15 protein-coding genes and 1 pseudogene are annotated in these 18657 nt (G+C 60.8%); 6 read left to right on the top strand and 10 right to left on the bottom strand.

Annotation, left to right across the window (positions count from 1 at the left end; all coding sequences use genetic code 11):
- The first annotated feature begins 92 nt into the window (after positions 1-92).
- Positions 93-1247, top strand: coding sequence for a DUF1624 domain-containing protein (locus ACVWXD_RS07585; protein WP_457370823.1), 1155 nt, complete (start codon positions 93-95; stop codon positions 1245-1247).
- 764 nt (positions 1248-2011) lie between these two features.
- Here the strand turns inward: ACVWXD_RS07585 and metE are convergent.
- Positions 2012-4300, bottom strand: a complete 2289-nt coding sequence (metE, locus tag ACVWXD_RS07580; RefSeq protein ID WP_457370822.1) for a 5-methyltetrahydropteroyltriglutamate--homocysteine S-methyltransferase — start codon at positions 4298-4300, stop codon at positions 2012-2014.
- Between the two features lie 182 nt (positions 4301-4482).
- Here metE and ACVWXD_RS07575 point away from each other — a divergent pair, with 182 nt between their 5' ends.
- A complete protein-coding gene (locus ACVWXD_RS07575) occupies positions 4483-6126 on the top strand; it encodes a sensor domain-containing diguanylate cyclase (RefSeq protein ID WP_122681248.1) in 1644 nt (547 codons plus the stop codon).
- Positions 6127-6268: 142 nt separating this feature from the next.
- Positions 6269-6742 (top strand): GNAT family N-acetyltransferase, encoded by a 474-nt coding sequence (locus ACVWXD_RS07570; RefSeq protein ID WP_457370821.1) that lies wholly within the window; start codon positions 6269-6271, stop codon positions 6740-6742.
- A gap of 14 nt (positions 6743-6756) precedes the next feature.
- Here the strand turns inward: ACVWXD_RS07570 and ACVWXD_RS07565 are convergent, their stop codons facing one another.
- The 7 genes and pseudogenes from ACVWXD_RS07565 to ACVWXD_RS07535 all read right to left on the bottom strand — a co-directional run bounded on the left by ACVWXD_RS07565 (position 6757) and on the right by ACVWXD_RS07535 (position 13717).
- Complete coding sequence (locus tag ACVWXD_RS07565) at positions 6757-8076, bottom strand: OprD family porin (RefSeq protein ID WP_032890006.1); 1320 nt, start codon at positions 8074-8076, stop codon at positions 6757-6759.
- Positions 8077-8226: 150 nt separating this feature from the next.
- Positions 8227-9060: a phosphodiesterase gene (locus tag ACVWXD_RS07560; RefSeq protein WP_099602710.1), complete on the bottom strand. Its 834-nt coding sequence runs from the start codon at positions 9058-9060 to the stop codon at positions 8227-8229.
- A 10-nt stretch (positions 9061-9070) separates the two neighbouring features.
- Positions 9071-10102, bottom strand: a complete 1032-nt coding sequence (locus ACVWXD_RS07555; RefSeq protein WP_181644166.1) for an ABC transporter ATP-binding protein — start codon at positions 10100-10102, stop codon at positions 9071-9073.
- Positions 10099-10893, bottom strand: a complete 795-nt coding sequence (locus ACVWXD_RS07550) for an ABC transporter permease (protein WP_032889505.1) — start codon at positions 10891-10893, stop codon at positions 10099-10101. The genes ACVWXD_RS07555 and ACVWXD_RS07550 overlap by 4 nt, the downstream gene beginning before the upstream one ends.
- A pseudogene (locus ACVWXD_RS07545) lies at positions 10890-11709 on the bottom strand (ABC transporter permease). The gene ACVWXD_RS07550 and the pseudogene ACVWXD_RS07545 overlap by 4 nt, the downstream one beginning before the upstream one ends.
- Complete coding sequence (locus tag ACVWXD_RS07540) at positions 11710-12714, bottom strand: ABC transporter substrate-binding protein (RefSeq protein ID WP_131699895.1); 1005 nt, start codon at positions 12712-12714, stop codon at positions 11710-11712.
- Positions 12698-13717 carry a LacI family DNA-binding transcriptional regulator gene (locus ACVWXD_RS07535; protein WP_032889511.1) on the bottom strand — a complete coding sequence of 340 codons (1020 nt, stop codon included), beginning with the start codon at positions 13715-13717 and terminating at the stop codon, positions 12698-12700. Before ACVWXD_RS07535 ends, ACVWXD_RS07540 begins: the two co-directional genes overlap by 17 nt.
- Before the next feature lie 355 nt (positions 13718-14072).
- Between ACVWXD_RS07535 and ACVWXD_RS07530 the strand changes: the two genes are divergently transcribed.
- From ACVWXD_RS07530 to lspA, 3 genes are all read left to right on the top strand, one after another.
- Positions 14073-15170 (top strand): carboxynorspermidine decarboxylase, encoded by a 1098-nt coding sequence (locus tag ACVWXD_RS07530; RefSeq protein WP_074847089.1) that lies wholly within the window; start codon positions 14073-14075, stop codon positions 15168-15170.
- A gap of 28 nt (positions 15171-15198) precedes the next feature.
- Positions 15199-16443, top strand: coding sequence for a saccharopine dehydrogenase family protein (locus ACVWXD_RS07525; RefSeq protein ID WP_032889518.1), 1245 nt, complete (start codon positions 15199-15201; stop codon positions 16441-16443).
- Between the two features lie 356 nt (positions 16444-16799).
- The gene (gene lspA, locus ACVWXD_RS07520) at positions 16800-17303 is read left to right on the top strand and encodes a signal peptidase II (protein WP_032889521.1); all 504 of its coding nucleotides are present in this window, start codon (positions 16800-16802) and stop codon (positions 17301-17303) included.
- Positions 17304-17308: 5 nt separating this feature from the next.
- Here lspA and ACVWXD_RS07515 read toward each other — a convergent pair whose 3' ends face one another.
- Positions 17309-17629: a hypothetical protein gene (locus tag ACVWXD_RS07515; RefSeq protein ID WP_233896829.1), complete on the bottom strand. Its 321-nt coding sequence runs from the start codon at positions 17627-17629 to the stop codon at positions 17309-17311.
- Positions 17630-17748: 119 nt separating this feature from the next.
- Complete coding sequence (gene glsB / locus ACVWXD_RS07510) at positions 17749-18657, bottom strand: glutaminase B (RefSeq protein ID WP_032889526.1); 909 nt, start codon at positions 18655-18657, stop codon at positions 17749-17751.

Here is an 18657-nt window from a genome sequence, read left to right as displayed (position 1 = left end):
TCGCATTCTAGTCTGGGTGACGGACCTCAGCAATGTGCAATTTAATGTTATAGGATAACATCCACTTTCCACCCAGCCCTGCGACCACACCCATGACCGATGCTGTTCCCCTCCGTCAACGCCTGCTCTCCATCGACGCCCTGCGCGGCCTGGTGATCCTGTTCATGCTGCTCGACCACGTTCGCGAAACCTTCCTTCTGCACCGTCAGGTCGGCGACCCGATGAGCATCGACAACACCGAACCTGCGCTGTTTATCAGCCGCACCCTCGCCCACCTGTGTGCGCCGGTGTTTGTCTTGCTCACGGGGTTATCCGCGTTTTTGTACGGCCAGAAATACCAGGGCCGCCGCGATGTGTCGGCGTTCCTGTTCAAGCGCGGGTTGTTCCTGGTGGTGCTGGAATTCACCCTGGTCAACTTTGCCTGGACCTTCCAGCTCCCACCGAGCGTGATCTACATGCAAGTAATCTGGGCGATTGGCATCAGCATGATCGCCCTCGCCGCCCTCGTGTGGCTGCCGCGCCCGCTGCTGATCATCGTGGCGCTGGTGATCATCGGCGGGCACAACCTGCTGGATGGCGTGCACTTTGCTCCAGGTTCGGCGCTGCAGAATCTGTGGGCAATCCTGCATGAACGCAGTTGGATCGACGTGTCCGCCGACCTGCGCTTGCGCACTACCTATCCGGTGTTGCCGTGGATCGGTGTGATTGCACTGGGCTACAGCATCGGTCCGTGGTTCGCCAATGCCACCGTGCCTGCAGCGCGCCAGCGCCATCTGTTGCTGGCCGGTGCGGGTTCGTTGATGGGGTTTGTGATGTTGCGTGCGGTCAACGGCTACGGCGAGAAGCCTTGGCAGACGTACGAGACCGGCGTGCAAACGGTGATGAGCTTTTTCAACGTGACCAAATACCCGCCTTCGTTGTTGTTCCTGGCGTTGACGTTGGGGATTGGACTGTTGTTGCTGTTGGCGTTTGAGCGCGCGGGGCATAAACGTTGGATCGGAGTATTGGCCGTGTTTGGTGCAGCGCCGATGTTCTTTTACCTGCTGCACCTGTACGTGCTGAAAGTGCTGTATGTAGCGTGTGTGGCGGCGTTCGGCCTCAACCATGGCAACTACTTCGGGTTCGATAGCATCGGTGCCGTATGGCTGGCGGCCCTGTTGCTGCCGCTGGTGCTTTACGTGCCAGTGCGCTGGTTTGCCGGGCTGAAGGCGCGTCGAAGGGATCTGGCGTGGCTCAAATACCTATGAGCGTAGATTTAATTGTGGGAGGGGCAGTGTGGCGATGCTACAGGCCCTGACTACGATGTCTCCGAGTCAGGATGCTGGCTGAGTACATATCCGTTGCTGCGATAACGGCGGCTTACGGTTTCGCCCTTACGGCGACCGGATTCTTAAGCCGAACTCCGTCCAACTGTGGGAGGGGGCTTGCTCCCGATGAGGGTGTGTCAGTTGATGCAGCTGTGACTGACCCACTGCCATCGGGAGCAAGCCCCCTCCCACAGTTTGATCTCCATAGATCAGCCAGATAGGTCCTAGCCTGCTGTTCTGCTTTTGCTCTGCTTTTGCTCTGCTTTTGTTCTTCTTTAGATCTGCTTTTGCTCTGCTTTAGATCTGCTTTTGCTCTGCTTTTGCTCTGGCCCTTACATCCTTTTCGCTGACGAAGTCAGCGTTCTTTTGATCTGCGCTTTTGATCTTGATCTCAGGCGCCCCGTCAAACACGCTGGCCGAACGCAGGCTTGAATCCGTGGGTAACCCGGCAGGACGCCGGGTTAGCCGCGCTGGGCCATGGATGGCCCATCGCGGCGGCCCACGGATTCAAGCCGGAGTGAGGGCACACCGAGCCTAGGCGAGGTGCCGAGTGTTGGGGCAAGAGCCCTTTGGTTACTTTGGGGCTCTTTTCCAAAGTGACCCGCCGTAAGGGCGGAACCAATACCCGCCGTTACCGCAGAAACGGATACGCACACCAACAAACCGCCATCGAAAGCAAACCTCGCCCCACATTTTTAACCGCGTTACGCCAATTCCGCTCGCAGTTGACGCGCCGCAGTGACCATATGAATCAGCGCCGCCTCAGTCTCCGGCCAGCCACGCGTCTTCAAACCGCAATCCGGGTTCACCCACAACCGCTCGGCCGGGATCCGCTTGGCAGCCTTGCGCAGCAGGTTAGCCATTTCCGATGCATCGGGCACCCGTGGCGAGTGGATGTCGTAGACTCCCGGGCCGATGTCATTCGGGTAGGCGAAGGCTTCAAACGCGTTCAGCAACTCCATGTCCGAACGTGAGGTTTCGATGGTGATCACATCGGCATCCATCGCTGCGATGGACTCGATCACATCGTTGAACTCGCTGTAGCACATGTGGGTATGGATCTGGGTGTCGTCACGCACGCCAGAGGCACACAGGCGGAACACTTCGGTGGCCCAATCCAGGTAGTGCTGCCACTGTGCCTGGCGCAACGGCAGGCCTTCGCGAAACGCGGCTTCGTCGATCTGCACGATCTTGATGCCAGCGGTTTCCAAATCCACCACTTCATCACGAATCGCCAGGGCCAGTTGGCGGGCCTGCACTTCACGGCTCACGTCTTCGCGGGGGAACGACCACATCAGCATGGTCACCGGACCGGTCAGCATGCCTTTCATGACCTTGTGGGTCAGGCCTTGGGCATAGCGGATCCACTCCACGGTCATCGCCTTCGGACGGCTCAGGTCGCCGAAAATTACGGCTGGTTTCACGCAACGCGAACCGTAGCTCTGGACCCAGCCGAAGCGCGTGAACACGTAGCCATCCAGTTGCTCGGCGAAGTACTCGACCATGTCGTTACGTTCAGCTTCACCATGCACCAGCACATCCAGGCCGAGGTTTTCCTGCACTTCGACGGCGTGCCTGATTTCGCTGTGCATCGCTTCGACGTATTCGGCCTCGCTCAACTTGCCGGCCTTGTATGACTGGCGCGCCAGGCGAATCGAGGCTGTTTGCGGGAACGAACCGATGGTGGTGGTCGGGAACAACGGCAGTTTGAGGCCAGCGCGCTGTTGCTCGATACGCTGGGCAAACAGCGAGTGGCGCTGGCTGTCCTTGTCAGTAATAGCGGCAACACGTGCCTGGACGGCCGGTTTGTGGATTCTTGGCGAAGCGGCGCGTGCGGCCTGCACCGTGCGGCTGTGCGTCAGAGCAGCAAGCACGTTGGGCGCTTCAGGTTGGTTGACCGCCTGGGCCAGCACCGCTACTTCGGCGCACTTCTGCACAGCGAAGGCCAGCCAGCTTTTCAACTCGGCATCCAGCTTGTCTTCACGGCCCAGGTCCACCGGGCTGTGCAGCAGCGAGCAGGACGGCGCCACCCAAAGGCGATCACCGAGTTTTTCATGAGCATGCTGCAAGGTCGCCAGGGCGTTTTCCAGGTCGCAGCGCCAGACGTTGCGTCCGTTCACTACCCCCAGGGACAGCACCTTGTACGCCGGCAGCCGGTCGAGGATGGTCGGGTACTGCTCCGGCGCCCGTATCAGGTCGATGTGCAGGCCATCCACTGGCAGGTTCGCGGCCAGGCCGAGGTTCTCTTCCAGACCACCGAAGTAGGTCGCCACTAGCTTTTTCAATGGGTCGCGCTGGATCAGGTTATAGGCGCGTTCGAAAGCGTTTTTCCACTCTTGTGGCAGGTCGAGCACCAGGATCGGCTCGTCGATCTGTACCCATTCCACGCCCAGGTCCGCCAGGCGTTGGAAGATTTGGCCATACAACGGAAGCAGGCGCTCCAGCAGATCAAGCTTGTCGAAGTCGCCGCCCTTGGCCTTGCCCAGCCACAGGTACGTCAACGGGCCAATCACCACCGGCTTGACGGTGTGGCCCAGCTCGAGAGCTTCCTGCACTTCTTCGAAGAGTTGATCCCAGCCCAGATGGAAGTGCTGGTCGACGCTGAATTCAGGCACCAAGTAGTGGTAGTTGGTATCGAACCACTTGGTCATTTCCTGGGCGTGGGCACCGCCGCAGCAGTTGTCGCTGACACCCCGCGCCATACCGAACAGGGTTTGCAGGGTGGCCTTGCCATCCGCCGGGCGAAAGCGCTCAGGGATCACGCCGAACATCAGCGAGTGAGTCAGCACCTGGTCGTACCAGGCGAAATCGCCAGCGGGCAGCAACTCAATACCGGCCTGTTTCTGCAACGCCCAATGGGTCTTGCGCAGGTCACGGCCAACGGCGCGCAGGCCGTCCTCGTCGAGCTCACCCTTCCAGAACGCTTCCTGCGCTTTTTTCAGTTCACGATCGCGTCCAATGCGCGGAAATCCCAGGGAATGAGCGACAGCCATGACTTACAACTCCAATGTCGTTATGTATGGCAGTCATTGTCGGGAATTGATCATAGTGAGACAAACTCATTCTATTTTAGATCAGCACAAGTTTCGCTCATGTTGAGGCTTGCCTTTAGCCGACACGGCACTCATTCATTGCGGGTACTATGCTCGCAAACAATACATTCAAATGAGCACCCATGATCAAAGCCAGTCTGCGCAGTCACCTGACCTTATGGTTTGCCGGTTTATCCCTGCTCACCTTGCTGAGCGTGGGCTTTTATGTAGGGCATATCGCAACTGGGCAGATGAAGCAGGCCAGCGGCGTTGCTTTGTTGAGCACAGCGCGCTCCACGGCTGCGCTGTTGGCCGTGCAACTGCGCGAGCGTCAGCTGGAAGTGACCCTGCTCAGCAAAGCGCCGCTGTTTCGCAAGGGTGACTTGAACGAGCCGGACATCCTCACGCTGATGGAGCTGCGTACCCAGTCTCGCGCCGAGTACGCGTGGATGGGCGTCGCCGATGCCGACGGCCGTGTGCGCCAGGCGGTGAATGGGCTGCTGGTGAATCAATCTGTCAGCCAGCGCCCATGGTTCCAGGCCGGTCTGCTTGGCGAGTACACCGGCGATCCCCATGAGGCGGTGCTGCTGGCCAAGTTGCTGCCAGGGGCGGCCAACGGCGAGCTGTTGCGTTTTATTGATTTCGCCGAGCCTATCCGTAACGCCAAGGGCGAGACCATCGGCGTGCTGGGGGCCCATGCGCACTGGCGCTGGGTGACGCAAATCGTCGATTCGGCAGTGATGCAGAAGGACGCCATCCCTGATATCGAGGCGCTGATTGTCGACTTCGACGGCAAGGTGCTTTATCCCGAACTGCTGGCCGGCGAGCAGATGCCTAAAGACAAGCTGGTCACGCCTTCCGGCTGGTCCACGGCGGACGGTTTTGTGACCGCTTCGGTCGCGGTGCCCAGCCCCTCCAACGCAAAAATGACTTGGTACATCATGGTGCGCCAGCCGTTGGATGTGGCCCTGCAACCGGCGCGCACGCTGCTCTACAAACTGCTGATACTCGGTGTACTCGCCGCCGTGGCGTTTATGGTCGCGGCGTATTACCTGGCCTCCTCCCTCAGTCGCCCTATCGAACAACTGGCCAAATCCGCCAAGCAAGTCCAGGAGCACCAGCCCGGCGCAGTGTTTCCCCAGGAGCACTCGGTACTGGAAATCGCCCAACTGGGCCGTTCGCTCACCGGCATGACCCAAGCGCTGCTGGCCAAGGAACGCCAGCTGCAGGAAGCCAACGCCTCCCTGGAAGCCACTGTCGCCCAACGCACCGCCGACCTCACCCAGGCCAACGCCGAACTGCTGAAACTGGCCACCCACGATGCCCTCACCGGCGTGTTCAACCGTCGCCGCTTCGATGAAAAACTCGCCGAGAACAGCCTGCTGTTCCAACGTACCGGCCGCACCTTCGCCCTGCTGCTGATCGATGCCGATTACTTCAAGCGCGTCAACGACACCTACGGCCACGCCATTGGCGATGATGTGCTGTGCCAACTCGCCGCGCTGATAGAAAGCACGACGCGCGCCACTGACTTTGTGGCGCGTTATGGCGGGGAAGAATTCGCCGTGCTGCTGCCGGAAGTCGAAGCGCCGGACAGCCCCGACGTGGTCGCCGAAAAAATCCGCGCGGCCGTCGAGGCGGCAGTGTTTCCCACCGTAGGCCGTCTGACCGTAAGCATCGGCGTGGGCGTGGCCGAGCCTTCGGACCGTGACTCCCTGGCACTGCTCAAACGCGCGGACATGTGTTTGTATGAGGCCAAGGCCGCGGGCAGAAACCGGGTGGTTTGAGCACGCCTCCCTCGCCACAGGTACAGTGCCCGCCACGCTATTTCGGATAGGTCCCTACAGGGATGTCATTACCCAAGGCTGTTGTCTTTGGGGCGCAATCAGCTATGAGGTCGAACGCTCAGTGCCCACACAAAGAGTCCCTATGAAGCCCTCCAGCGAAGCCCCTTCGATACGTAGACTGGAAGAACTCCCAGACGAGATCCACACGCTGGAAGCGCAAGCCATTGCCGAAGGGTTCAGGTTCCTCACGCGCCTGATCACAGAGTGGGAAACAGGCGCCAATCGGTTCGAACAACCGGGCGAGTACCTTTTGGGCGTGTTTTACCAGGAGCAACTGATTGCAGTCGGCGGCGTTTCCCGTGATCCCTACGCCGGCTCAACCGTGGGCCGGCTGCGCCGGGTATACGTGACTCCCCAAATGCGAGGGCGAGACGTGGGTAAGGCCTTGGTTCAAGCACTGCTGGGTTACGCCACGCTGAAATTCCACGATGTGCGCTTATCTACCGATACACCCGAAGCCGCAGCATTTTATCTGCGCTGCGGTTTTCATCAGATCAGCGATGACACCGCAACGCATGCACGATCACTGAGCGCCCACTCGCGCCTACAGAGGTGAGGCGCTCAGCTGTACTACATCAACGGAATCGAATAACTCACAAACACCCGATTCTGGTCCTGGTCCCGCGCCACTTCACTGCGTGACACGCCGTTACGCCAGCCGAACCCGACGTTCTTGAACGTGCCACTCTGCACCACGTAATCCAACGAGATGTCCCGCTCCCACTCGCTGGCGTCGTTGCCGCTGGCGGTAAGAATGTGGTCGCCCTTCAGGTACATCACCGAGGCCTTCAGGCCGGGTACACCCAGCGACGCGAAGTCGTAGGCGTACTGGGCAAAGGCAGTGCGTTCGCCGGCCTGGATGAAGGTCTGCACGGTTCGGTCGGTGTAGAGGTACAGGCTGGCACCACCCTCGCCTTTGTTCACCAGGCCGCCCTGGTTGAGTTGGGCGAAGTTGCTGTCGTCCGAGACTTGCTGGTAGCCGGCGGTGATCGCGTGCGGGCCCAGGGAGTAGATGAACGCGGCGCTCCAGGTGTTGTTGTCGATTTCACCGTTGCCGTTCTTGGTATAGCCGCCCAGCTTGTAGCCCTCGGCACGGCCGGCAGCACTGCTGTTTTTGCCGTCGGAGCTGGTCTTGAAGTAGCGCAGGTCGGTTTTCAATGAGCCGTATTCGCCCAACGGCAATACGTGGATCAACCCGGCGAAGTGTTGCTGGTAATAGTCTTCGAGATTGGCGTAGTAGTACTGGACCATCAGGTCCTTGGTCAGTTGGTAGTCCGCGCCGGCGTAGGTGAATTTATTGCTTTCCTGGGTACCGCCCGCCGCGGCCAGGCCACTGCGGTCGCTGGAACCGCGACCGGTGGTGTGCTCAAGCTGGCCGCCGACCAGGGTCAGGTTGTCGATGTCCTTGCTGGTGACTTGCCCGCCTTCGAACGACTGCGGCAACAGGCGGCCGTCGTTGCTCACCAGGATCGGCAGGTTCGGGCGCAGGTAGCCGTAGCGCGCTTCGGTCTTGGCAAAGCGTGCCTTGGCGGTCGCGCCGCCACGGGCCCAGTTATCCGTGGCCTTGCCGTCTTCGGTGGGGATCATCGAGCTGCCGACATGGCGCGCGGCGCTGCTGTCGAGGGTCACGCCGAGCATGCCGATGGCGTCCAGGCCAAAACCGACGGTGCCGTCAGTGAAGCCCGACTGGTAGTTGAGGATAAAGGCCTGGCCCCACTCTTCGGTCTTCGACGGTGCCGCCGTGCCGTCGCGGTTGTCGTTATTGAAGTAGAAGTTACGCATGCTCAAGTTGGCTTTGCTGTCGCTCAAAAAGTCAGCAGACGCCAAGGGGCTCAGAGCAATGCCCAGGCTGCCGGTCAATACACTTAATACATTCAACGTGGCTTTCATCAGGACGAACTCCGGCGCGGAATCCAAGTTCCGGGCGCAAAAAATGGGCAGCAGGATACCGTCGGCCAAACGTGACGTTGGCCGGGGCATTAACGGTTGTTCAGTTACTTAGTTGTTAGCTAGTTGAGTGAAGTGAAACCTCCGTAAACCTCAGTCAATCAATCCATGAGCGTCATAAAACGGATACGGCCCCGGGTAATCCCCGAACACGCCGTTGTGGCTGATCAAGCCGTGTTGCGCATCCCAGCGATGCAACAAATACCCCGCCGGTTCCAGGTTGAAATGCGCGGGCGCGGCGTCTTGCAGGTCCAGCACAATCTGATGGGAGGTGCCGGGGCACACACAACTCAAGCTGCCGCCAAAGCGTCGTTGCATCGGCCGGTGCAGGTGCCCGCACAGCAGGCGTTCCACTTGCGGGTGGCGCGCCACGACGCGCTCCAGTGCGGCGGCATTGATAAAGGGTTCGCGGTCCATATGGCCGATGCCGCTGATAAACGGCGGGTGGTGCAGGATCAGCAACGTCGGCGCGTCCGGGCGGCGTGCCAGTTGCTCGTCCAACCAGTGCAATTGGCTGTCCAGTAGCTGGCCGCCATGCCCACCGGGGATAGTCGAGTCCAGGCCGATCAAGCGCAGCGGATGCTCGTCCACCACCCAGTCCAACGGCCCCTCTGCCGACGACGGCAAATAAGCGTGATCACGGAATGCCTCAAGCAACGGACCGCGTGTGTCGTGGTTGCCGGGCACCAGGTAGCACGGCATGTGCAGGCGCGCGAGTTCGGGGTGCAGCACGGCGTATTCATCGGCGCGGCCGAAGTCCACCAGGTCACCGCTGACCACCACGATATCGGGCCGGGGTTGGCTGGCGTTTAAATGGTCGACGGCACGACGCAGCGCGCCCAAGGTATCGACCACCCCGTACGTCAGGCGCTGGCCGGCTTTAAGGTGCAGGTCGCTGATTTGCGCAACAAGAAACGGACGATTCACAAGCAAACTCTCACGCATTCAGGGTGAACAACATGTGCGGCGCAATCGCCAGGGCGATCGGCGCGCCGACGGCGTACAGGTGGTTGTCGCTGCTGTCCACCAGCAGCGGTTGCGGGCCGCCCACATCCACCAGCAGGCGGCTTTGTGCGCCCTGGAAGAACTGCGCCAATAGATAGCCGTGCAAGTGCCCTTCGCTCTCCATCACCCGCAGGTGTTCGGGGCGGCAGTACACCGTGCTGGGCACGTCGGCGGCCTGCCACGGCAACTCGCCGCCGCAGACTTTCAGGCCATGGGCTGTTCGCGAGGTAACAGCAAATGCATTGAGGTTGCCGACAAAACCGGCGACGAAAGCATTGGCCGGTTTCTGGTAGATCTCCCGTGGGCTGGCCAGTTGCGCGACGCGGCCGTGCTCCATCACCAGGATACGATCGCCCAGGGCCATGGCTTCGCCCTGATCGTGGGTGACAAATACCGAGGTGATACCGAGACCGCGCAGCAGTTCATTCAGCTCGCTGCGCAAGCGCTCGCGCAATTGCGCATCCAGGGCGGCCAGCGGTTCGTCCAGCAACAGCACCTTAGGGCGCGGCGCCAAGGCACGGGCCAAGGCCACGCGTTGACGCTGGCCACCGGACAGTTCGTGGATGCTGCGCTTGCCATGCTGTTGCAGGCCCACCAGCTCCAGCAGTTCCTCGCAGCGCTTGTTCCGCGCAAGCGGCGCCATGCCGCGAATCTTCAAGCCGTAGACGATATTGCCGGCCACATCGAGGTTGGGAAACAACGCGTAGTTCTGGAACACCATGCCCACGTCGCGGCGCTCGATGGGCAGGCGGGTGACGTCGTCGGTGCCGAAAAAAACCTGGCCCACATCCGGGCGTTCCAGGCCGGCAATCAGGCGCAAGGTGGTGGTCTTGCCGCAGCCGGACGGGCCGAGGATCGCCAGGGTTTCACCGCCTTCAACGGTCAGGTTCAGATCATGCACAGCCACGGTGCCGTCGGCGAACGCCTTGCGACAGCCTTGCAGGCGAATAGTGATAGCGGTCATCGACGCTCTCCACGGGACAAACGAGCGCTGATGGCCTGCAACGCAATCAGCAGCGGCACGATCATCAGCAAAAAGATAAGGGTGTAGGCGCTAGCGATTTCCAGGCGCGCCGAGGCGTAGCTGTCGGCCAGGCCCACGGGCAATGTCTTGGTCATGGGTGTGTGGAGCATCCAGGTCAGGTTGAATTCGCCCAACGACAAGGTCACCACCATCAGCACGCCAGCGAGAATCCCCGCCCGGCAGTTGGGCACCACCACGCTGAAAAAGCGCTTGATCGGCCCGGCGCCCAGACTGGCCGCTGCCTCTTCCAGCACCGGCAGTTGCTGGCGTTGCATCACCGCCATCACCGGACGTACCAGGAACGGCAAGGTGAACAACACATGGCCCACCAGGATGAACAACCAGCTGCTGCGAAACGTGCCGAACTGGCCGTAGGTGAGCAGCAACGCCAGCGCACTGGCCAACCCCGGCATCGCCACCGGCAACACCATCAGTTCTTCGAAGGCACGGCTGAAGCGGTTGTTCATGCACACCAGCGCATAGGCCGCCGGTACGCCGATCACGCAGACACACACCGCGCACGCCAGCGCCAATTGCAACGACAGCCATACGGTGGGCGAGTAGGCCTGCCATACCTGGATCAACCAGTCGAAGGTCAGGCCGCTGGACAGGCCGACGAAGAAATTGCGCGTCAACCCGGCCAGCAACGACATCAGCACCGGCACCAACATGAATGCGCACACCAGCAAGGTAAACAGCAGTTGAATCACGAACAGCGATGAGCGCTTCACAAGACAGTCCCCGCATTTTTCACCAGGCGCCGCGTGAGCAATAACACCGCCCAGGTCACCGCGCCGAGCACCACCGACAACGCGGCGGCGACGGCAAAGTTGGCGTAGTTGGTGAACACGTTGTAGATCGCCACCGGGGTCACATTCAGGCGCGTGCCCAAGGTGAACGCGGTGCCGAAGGCGCCCATGGACGTGGCGAAGCAAATCGCGCCGCAGGACGCCAACGCCGGCGCCAGGCCCGGCACGATCACGTCGCACACCACCCGCCAGTGCCCTGCTCCCAGCGAATGCGCGGCCTCTTCCAGGCTGCGGTCGAGGCTTTCGCATGCGGCCATCACCGTGAGGATCACCCGGGGAATCGAGAAGTACAGGTAGCCGACAAACAGCCCGGCCAGCGAGTAGGCAAAGAATCCAGCGCTCACCGGCCACTTGCAGGCCCAGGGACGCCAGCAACCCCTGGCGCCCGGCCAACAGGATCACCAGAAAGCCCACCACCACCCCGGGAAACGCCAGAGGAAACGTGAGCAAGGCCACCAACGCCGAGCGCCCGAAAAACTGCTGGCGCGCAAGGAATACGCCGCTGATGCCACCGATCAACAACGCGGTGAACGTCACCACGATCGCCAGCACGCAAGTCTGCGCCAGGCTACCCAGGTACTGCGCGCTACTGAGCACCTGCCAATAGCCGCTGCCGTGACTGTCGCGGCTGTCGGCGCCGAGCACCATCAAGTGCGCCAGCGGCAACAGCCAGAACGCGAACAGCACCGCAAAGGCCGGGGCCAGCGCCCAGGCCGCCTGTTTTGCCGATGCAGCCACTTACTTGACCTCGTTCAGGTAACGGGCGGCGAAGGCTTCCTGCACAGCGGCCATTTTCTGATAGTCCACCACACCGGCGCGGGCGTAATCGCTGTCGGGCAGGAACTGCGCGGCGACGTCGGCCGGCATGGTCACCGGGCGTACGGGGCGCAAGTACGCCTTGGCCCAGAGTGCCTGGCCTTGGTCCGACAGCACGAAGTCCAGCACCTTCTCGCCATTGGCGCGGTGCGGCGCGTTGGCCACCAGACTCATCACATAGGGCACGCTGATGCTGCCTTCCTTGGGGATCACGAAGGCGACGTTGGCGTTGTCTTTGTAGCGGGCGCGGTAGGCGTTGAAATCGTAGTCCACCAGGATCGGCAACTCGCCGGACAGCACCCGCGCATAGGCGGTCTGCTTGGGCACGATGGGGGCGTTTTTCGCCAGCTTCTGGAAGTAGTCGATGGCCGGGGCGAAGTTGTCCAGGTCGCCGCCCATTGCGCGGTTGATCGCCACGGCAGAGACATAACCGACGAAGGCGCTGGACGGGTCCAGGTAGCCGACCATGCCTTTGTATTCAGGCTTGAGCAGGTCGGCCCAGCTTTGCGGCACCGGCAAGCCACCCAATGCATCGACGTTGACCATGATGCCCAAGGTGCCGGAGTGGATCGCAAACCACTGGCCGGCGGGGTCTTTCAACCCGGCGGGGATCTGCTCCCAGCCCTTGGGTTTGTAGCCATCAACCACACCGGCCTTTTGCGCCTGCAAGCCGAAGGTCACGCCGTAATACACCACGTCCGCGACCGGCGCGGCCTTTTCGGCCACCAGTTGCGCCAGGGACTGGCCGGAGTTCTTGTTGTCCAGCGGCACCTGCACACCCGTGTCGGCGGCGATGGCCTTGAGCTGGGTGCCCCAGTCGGCCCAGTCCGGCGGGCAGTTGTAGCAAATAGCCGTGTCGGCGGCCTGGGCCAGGCTGGCCACACCGCACAGCAGCACGGCTGCCAGGGTTTTACTGAATGCGCGCATCAAGGGACTCCTCAAAGGGTTGGGTACTTTCGCCCGGCCGGATATGGCAAGGCAGGCAATGGGAAACCGGGGCATTCCCGGCGATCTGCGCCAGCAGTTGATCAATCACCGTGCTGGCCAGCAGCGCGATGGGCTGCACCACGCTGCACAGGGTCGGGTGCATCTGGGTGCCGAGGGCGATGCCGTCAAAGCCCATCACCGACAACTGCCCGGGTACATTCCAGGCATTGCGGCGCAGCTCTGCGATCAGGCTGATAGCCAGGAAATCGTTGGAACACACCAGCGCGCTGGGGGCGTCGGGGCCGTTGAGGTACGGCTGGATGGCAGCGAATTCGGCCTGGGTATGCGCGGGCATTTCGATCACCGCGCGGCTTTTGAGGCCGTATTCCTTCATCGCGTCGCAGTAACCGGCATAGCGCAGGCGTGCGCGGTCGGACTGCAAGGCGGGGCCGGCGACCATGCTGATGCGTCGATGACCGGCCTCCAGCAAGTAGCGCGTGGCCAAGGCCATGCCCGCGCGGTTGTCCACCGACACGGCGCTGTAGTTGGGGTTGCTCGGTTGGTGATAGGCCAGCACGAACGGGGTTTGTTCGGTATTCAGGCTGCTGAGCACGCTGTTGCTTTCGGCATCGGTGACCGTCAGCACCAGGCCATCGACGCGCTGGCGCAGCAGTTCTTCCACTACGATGCACTCGCGCTCGCTGCTGTAGTCGGTGGTCGCCAGCACCAGGCTGTAGCCACGCAACCGCGCGGCACGCTCCATGGCCTGGAACTGCTCGGCGAACACCGGGTTGAGCAGGTTGGGCACTACCACGCCGATCAACTGGGTGGTTTGCAGGCGCAGTTGGCGGCCGAGCAGGTTGGGCCGAAACCCCAACTCACGGGCGGCGGCGAACACCTGCTCACGGGTCGCCGGGCGCACCTGCTCGGGAGAGGCAAAGGTGCGGGCGGCAGTGGCGCGGGATACGCCAGCCAGCCGCGCAACGTCTTTCAGGTCAGTCATGTTTACTCGCTTGAGATCGATCTCATTGGCGAGGACAGTAACGGGGGAATGTGGCAGGAAGGTGGTGGGGAGATGACGGTTTGATGGCAGTGCAACAAAGTCACATAGGCCAAAATGTGGGAGGGGGCTCGCTCCCGATAGCGGTGGATCAGCCCGCCAATAGGGTGCCTGACACACCGCTATCGGGAGCAAGCCCCCTCCCACACCGGGCCGGTGCATATCCTTAGATAGTCATACTCCGGGGCTATGCTTGAAAAACCGGCGTGCAAAATCCGCCGGCTAACCTTTCGATTCGATCCAAGTGCGGGCACAATGCGTGTCCTTTTTTGGCAGGCACCGCCGCAGGCTCTCAAAAATGATCAAAACGCCGTACTACCTCATCGATAAACAGAAGCTTCTGGTCAACATGCAGAAGATTGCTTACGTGCGCGAGCAGTCCGGCGCCAAGGCCCTGCTGGCGCTCAAGTGCTTTGCCACGTGGTCGGTGTTCGACCTGATGCAGGAATACATGGACGGCACCACCTCGTCGTCGCTGTATGAGTTGAAGCTCGGTCGCCAGAAGTTCGAAGGTGAGGCGCACGCCTACAGCGTGGCCTGGGCCGACGATGAAATCGAAGAGATGCTCGATAACTGCGACAAGATCATCTTCAACTCCATCAGCCAGCTGCAGCGTTTTGCTGAGCGCAGTGAAGGCAAGACCCGCGGCCTGCGCGTCAACCCGCAAGTGAGCAGCTCCGACTACCTGCTGGCTGACCCGGCGCGTCCATTCAGCCGCCTGGGCGAATGGGACCCGGTGAAGATCGAAGGCGTGATCGAGCAGATCTCCGGCTTCATGTTCCACAACAACTGCGAGAACGGCGATTTCAACCTGTTCGACCAGATGCTGAACACCATCGAAGAACGCTTCGGCGCGCTGCTGCACAAGGTCAACTGGGTCAGCCTCGGCGGCGGCATCCACTTCACCGGTGAAGGCTATGCCATCGACGCCTTCTGCCAGCGCCTCAAGGCGTTCTCGCAGAAGTACGACGTGCAGGTCTACCTGGAACCCGGCGAAGCGGCGATCACCAACAGCGCCTCCCTGGAAGTCACCGTGCTCGACACGCTCTACAACGGCAAAAACCTCGCCGTCGTGGACAGCTCCATCGAAGCCCACCTGCTGGACCTGCTGATCTACCGCCTCAACGCCAAACTGGCGCCGAGCGACGGTGAACACACCTACATGGTGTGCGGCAAATCCTGCCTGGCCGGGGACATCTTCGGCGAGTATCAATTTGATCGTCCGCTGGCCATCGGCGATCGGCTGTCGTTCATCGACACCGCGGGCTACACCATGGTCAAGAAAAATTGGTTCAACGGCCTGAAAATGCCGTCCATCGTAGTGAAACAACTCGACGGTACAGTCGAAGTGGTTCGTGAATTTGGTTACGACGACTACCTGTCCAGCCTTTCGTAAGCTGGCGGATATAGGAGAAATAAAGCAATTGAAAAAGAACGTTCTTATCATTGGTGCAGGAGGTGTCGCCAAGGTGGTGGCCCACAAGTGCGCGCAGCACAACGACGAACTCGGTCGTATTGCTATCGCGTCGCGCAACATCTCCAAATGCCAGGCCATCATCGACAGCGTCAAGGCCAAGGGTAGCCTCAAGGTTCCCGCCGACATCCAGGCCTTCGCGCTGAACGCCCTGGACGTGGAAGCGACCAAGGCCCTGATCCGCGAGACTGAATCGCAGATCGTCATCAACGTGGGTTCCGCGTTCCTCAACATGTCGGTACTGCGTGCCTGCATCGACACGGGCGTTGCGTACCTCGACACCGCCATCCACGAAGAGCCGGGCAAGGTCTGCGAGACCCCACCGTGGTACGGCAACTACGAATGGAACCACCTGGAAGAGTGCAAACAGAAGAACATCACCGCCATCCTTGGCGTGGGCTTCGACCCGGGTGTCGTCAACGCGTATGCCGCGCTGGCGCAGCAACAGCATTTCGACCGCATTGATTCGATCGACATCCTCGACGTCAATGCCGGCTCCCATGGCAAATACTTCGCCACCAATTTCGATCCGGAAATCAACTTCCGCGAATTCACCGGGCAGGTGTGGAGCTGGCAGAACAGCCAGTGGACCAGCAACACCATGTTCGAAGTCAAACGTACCGACGACCTCCCGGTCGTGGGTTCGCAGAACCTCTACCTCACCGGCCACGATGAAGTGCACTCGCTGTCGAAAAACCTCGACGTGCCCAACGTGCGTTTCTGGATGAGCTTCGGCGAACACTACATCAACGTGTTCACCGTGCTGAAAAACCTCGGCCTGCTCTCCGAGAAGCCGGTCACCACCGCCGAAGGCCTGGAAGTGGTGCCGTTGAAAGTGGTCAAGGCCGTGCTGCCCGACCCGTCTTCGCTGGCTCCGGGCTACACCGGCAAGACCTGCATCGGCGACCTGGTCAAAGGCACCAAGGACGGCCAGCCGCGCGAGATGTTCATCTACAACGTAGCGGATCACGAAGAAGCCTACGTTGAAACCGACAGCCAGGGCATCTCCTACACCGCAGGCGTTCCACCGGTAGCCGCAGCGCTGCTGGTAGCCCGTGGCGAGTGGGATGTGAAACACATGGCCAACGTCGAGGAACTGCCGGCTGAGCCGTTCCTCAAGGCGCTGGACGTGATGGGCTTGCCGACTCGGATCAAGGACGAGCACGGTGATCGAGCCTGGGATGCGATTGCCTGATAGGCGATAGCTGACCGAACAAAAAAATGCGCCCTCAGGGGCGCATTTTTTGTTTGGGCGGATACCGAGTTCCAAGACACTGAACATCCAATGTGGGAGGGGGCTTGCCCCCGATTGCAGTACATCAGTCACAGCAGCAGTGACTGACACACCGTAATCGGGGGCAAGCCCCCTCCCACATTGGAATTCACAGATGACCGTGTGCACTGCAATTATCGGCAATTTGCACAAAGGTACTGAGTCCTGAACTTAAGGCGTTGAACACAGCCTGCCCGGCGGCTTGAAGATGGACGGGATAGAGCGCCTGAGCTATCTTCAGCCGCCTTATCGACCGCCCCGAAACAGGAAGTTACCGCTTGAGCACGTCGCCCCTATTGCGAGGCCGCAGCTTCGCCCTCCTCGCCGGCATCACCTTCATTGCTATGGACCAGCTTGTGAAACTCTGGGCCCTGGTTTCACTGCAGGCCAACAGCTTCAAAATCGGCTCAAACCCGATCAACTTTGCGTTGGAGCTAAGCCTCAACCCTGGCGCATTCCTGAGCCTGGGCGCCGCTTTGCCACCACAGGTCAAACAACTGATCTTTATCGTCGGCGTGGCCGTTGTGGTGGCCTGGGCGATGGGGTGGTCCCTCTCCAACTGGAACCAGCCGCTGCGTAAAGTCTTGCCGCTGTACGCCATCGCCTTGGGTGGCATCGCCAACCTGATCGACCGGGTGTTTCGCGACGGCCATGTGGTTGATTACATGGTCCTGAACGTCGGGCCAGCGCATACCGGGGTGTTCAATATTGCGGATATCGCAATTACTGTCGGCGCGCTGTACCTGCTGATCGACCTGTTCGTGAAGCCGCGTAAAGCCTAGGCGTATCAGTATTTCTCCCCCTCATCGCCTCGAATTTCAGCGGCGAGGGCCAGGGCAATCGCCTTGGCTTTCACGATGCTCTCATCGCTGTATACAAACGAAATTTGGCCACGGCGATAATCGAAATAGTAATCCTGCTGCGTGGTGGGAGAGGTCCAGTACGCCGTTTGGTTACCGCTGATGGAGATCGTCGCTCCTGTCGTGGGATTAACGGCAGTCACTTCGTCCTGCAACAGGAGGGACGGGTCACCGGCACACACGTCACGCCATTCTTCAGGCGTTATTGCATTGCTTTCGACACGGGCGATATGGAGTTCATAGGCCATACAGACATCCATCTGAGAAAAGGGAAAATTCCTGGGCTGCGGCGGCAGCGTAGCATTGGATGACGCCCCTCCAGCGGCATGACATCCAGATCAGCGTTCCCACGCGCGTGGGAACGCTCTCAAAACACCGACCACCCAATCCGCTCACTCAACAACTCCAACGCCTTGATCCCCGCCAGTGAGTTCCCCGCCGCGTTCAACTCCGGCGACCACACGCACACGGTAAATTGCCCCGGCACCACCGCGACAATGCCGCCGCCGACCCCGCTCTTGCCCGGCAAGCCCACGCGATAAGCAAAATTCCCCGCCTCGTCATACAGCCCGCTGGTGGCCATGATCGAGTTGACTTGCTTGGTCTGGCGCGCGGTGAGGATCTGTTCGCCGCTGTGGGCACTCGTGCCCTCGTTGGCGAGGAAGCTGAACGCCTTGGCCAAGTCCAGGCAGCTCATCTGCAAGGCGCAGTAGTTGAAGTAGCTATGCAGTACAGCATCCACGTCGTTGTGGAAGTTGCCGAAGGATTTCATCAAGTAGGCCATGGCCGCGTTGCGCGCGCCGTGCTGGGCTTCGGAGTCGGCGACGACGCTGTTGACCAGGATCTGCGGGTTTCCCGACAGGCGCCGCACGAAGTCGCGCATCGACAGGATCGGCACCGCAAAGCGTGATTGGTTGATGTCGCAGATCACCAGCGCACCGGCATTGATGAAGGGGTTACGCGGGCGACCGCGTTCGAACTCCAGTTGCACCAACGAGTTGAACGGTTGCCCCGACGGCTCGTGGCCCAAGCGTTCCCAGATGGATTCGCCGCCATGGTCGATGGCCTGCACCAGGCTGAACACCTTGGAAATGCTCTGCACCGAGAACAGCGTATCGGCATCTCCGGCGCGGTAGGCCGAACCGTCGTTGCCATACACGGCGATGCCCAGTTGGTTGGCCGGTACATCGGCCAGCGCGGGAATGTAGTCGGCGACTTTGCCGAGGCCGATCAGTGGGCGCACTTCGTCGAGGATCGACTCCAGCAGCGCCTGCAT

The sequence above is a fragment of the Pseudomonas sp. TE3911 genome, from assembly GCF_054062775.1.
The sequence above is the reverse complement of the archived record's forward strand: the minus strand, read 5'-3'. Positions and strand labels throughout refer to the sequence as shown.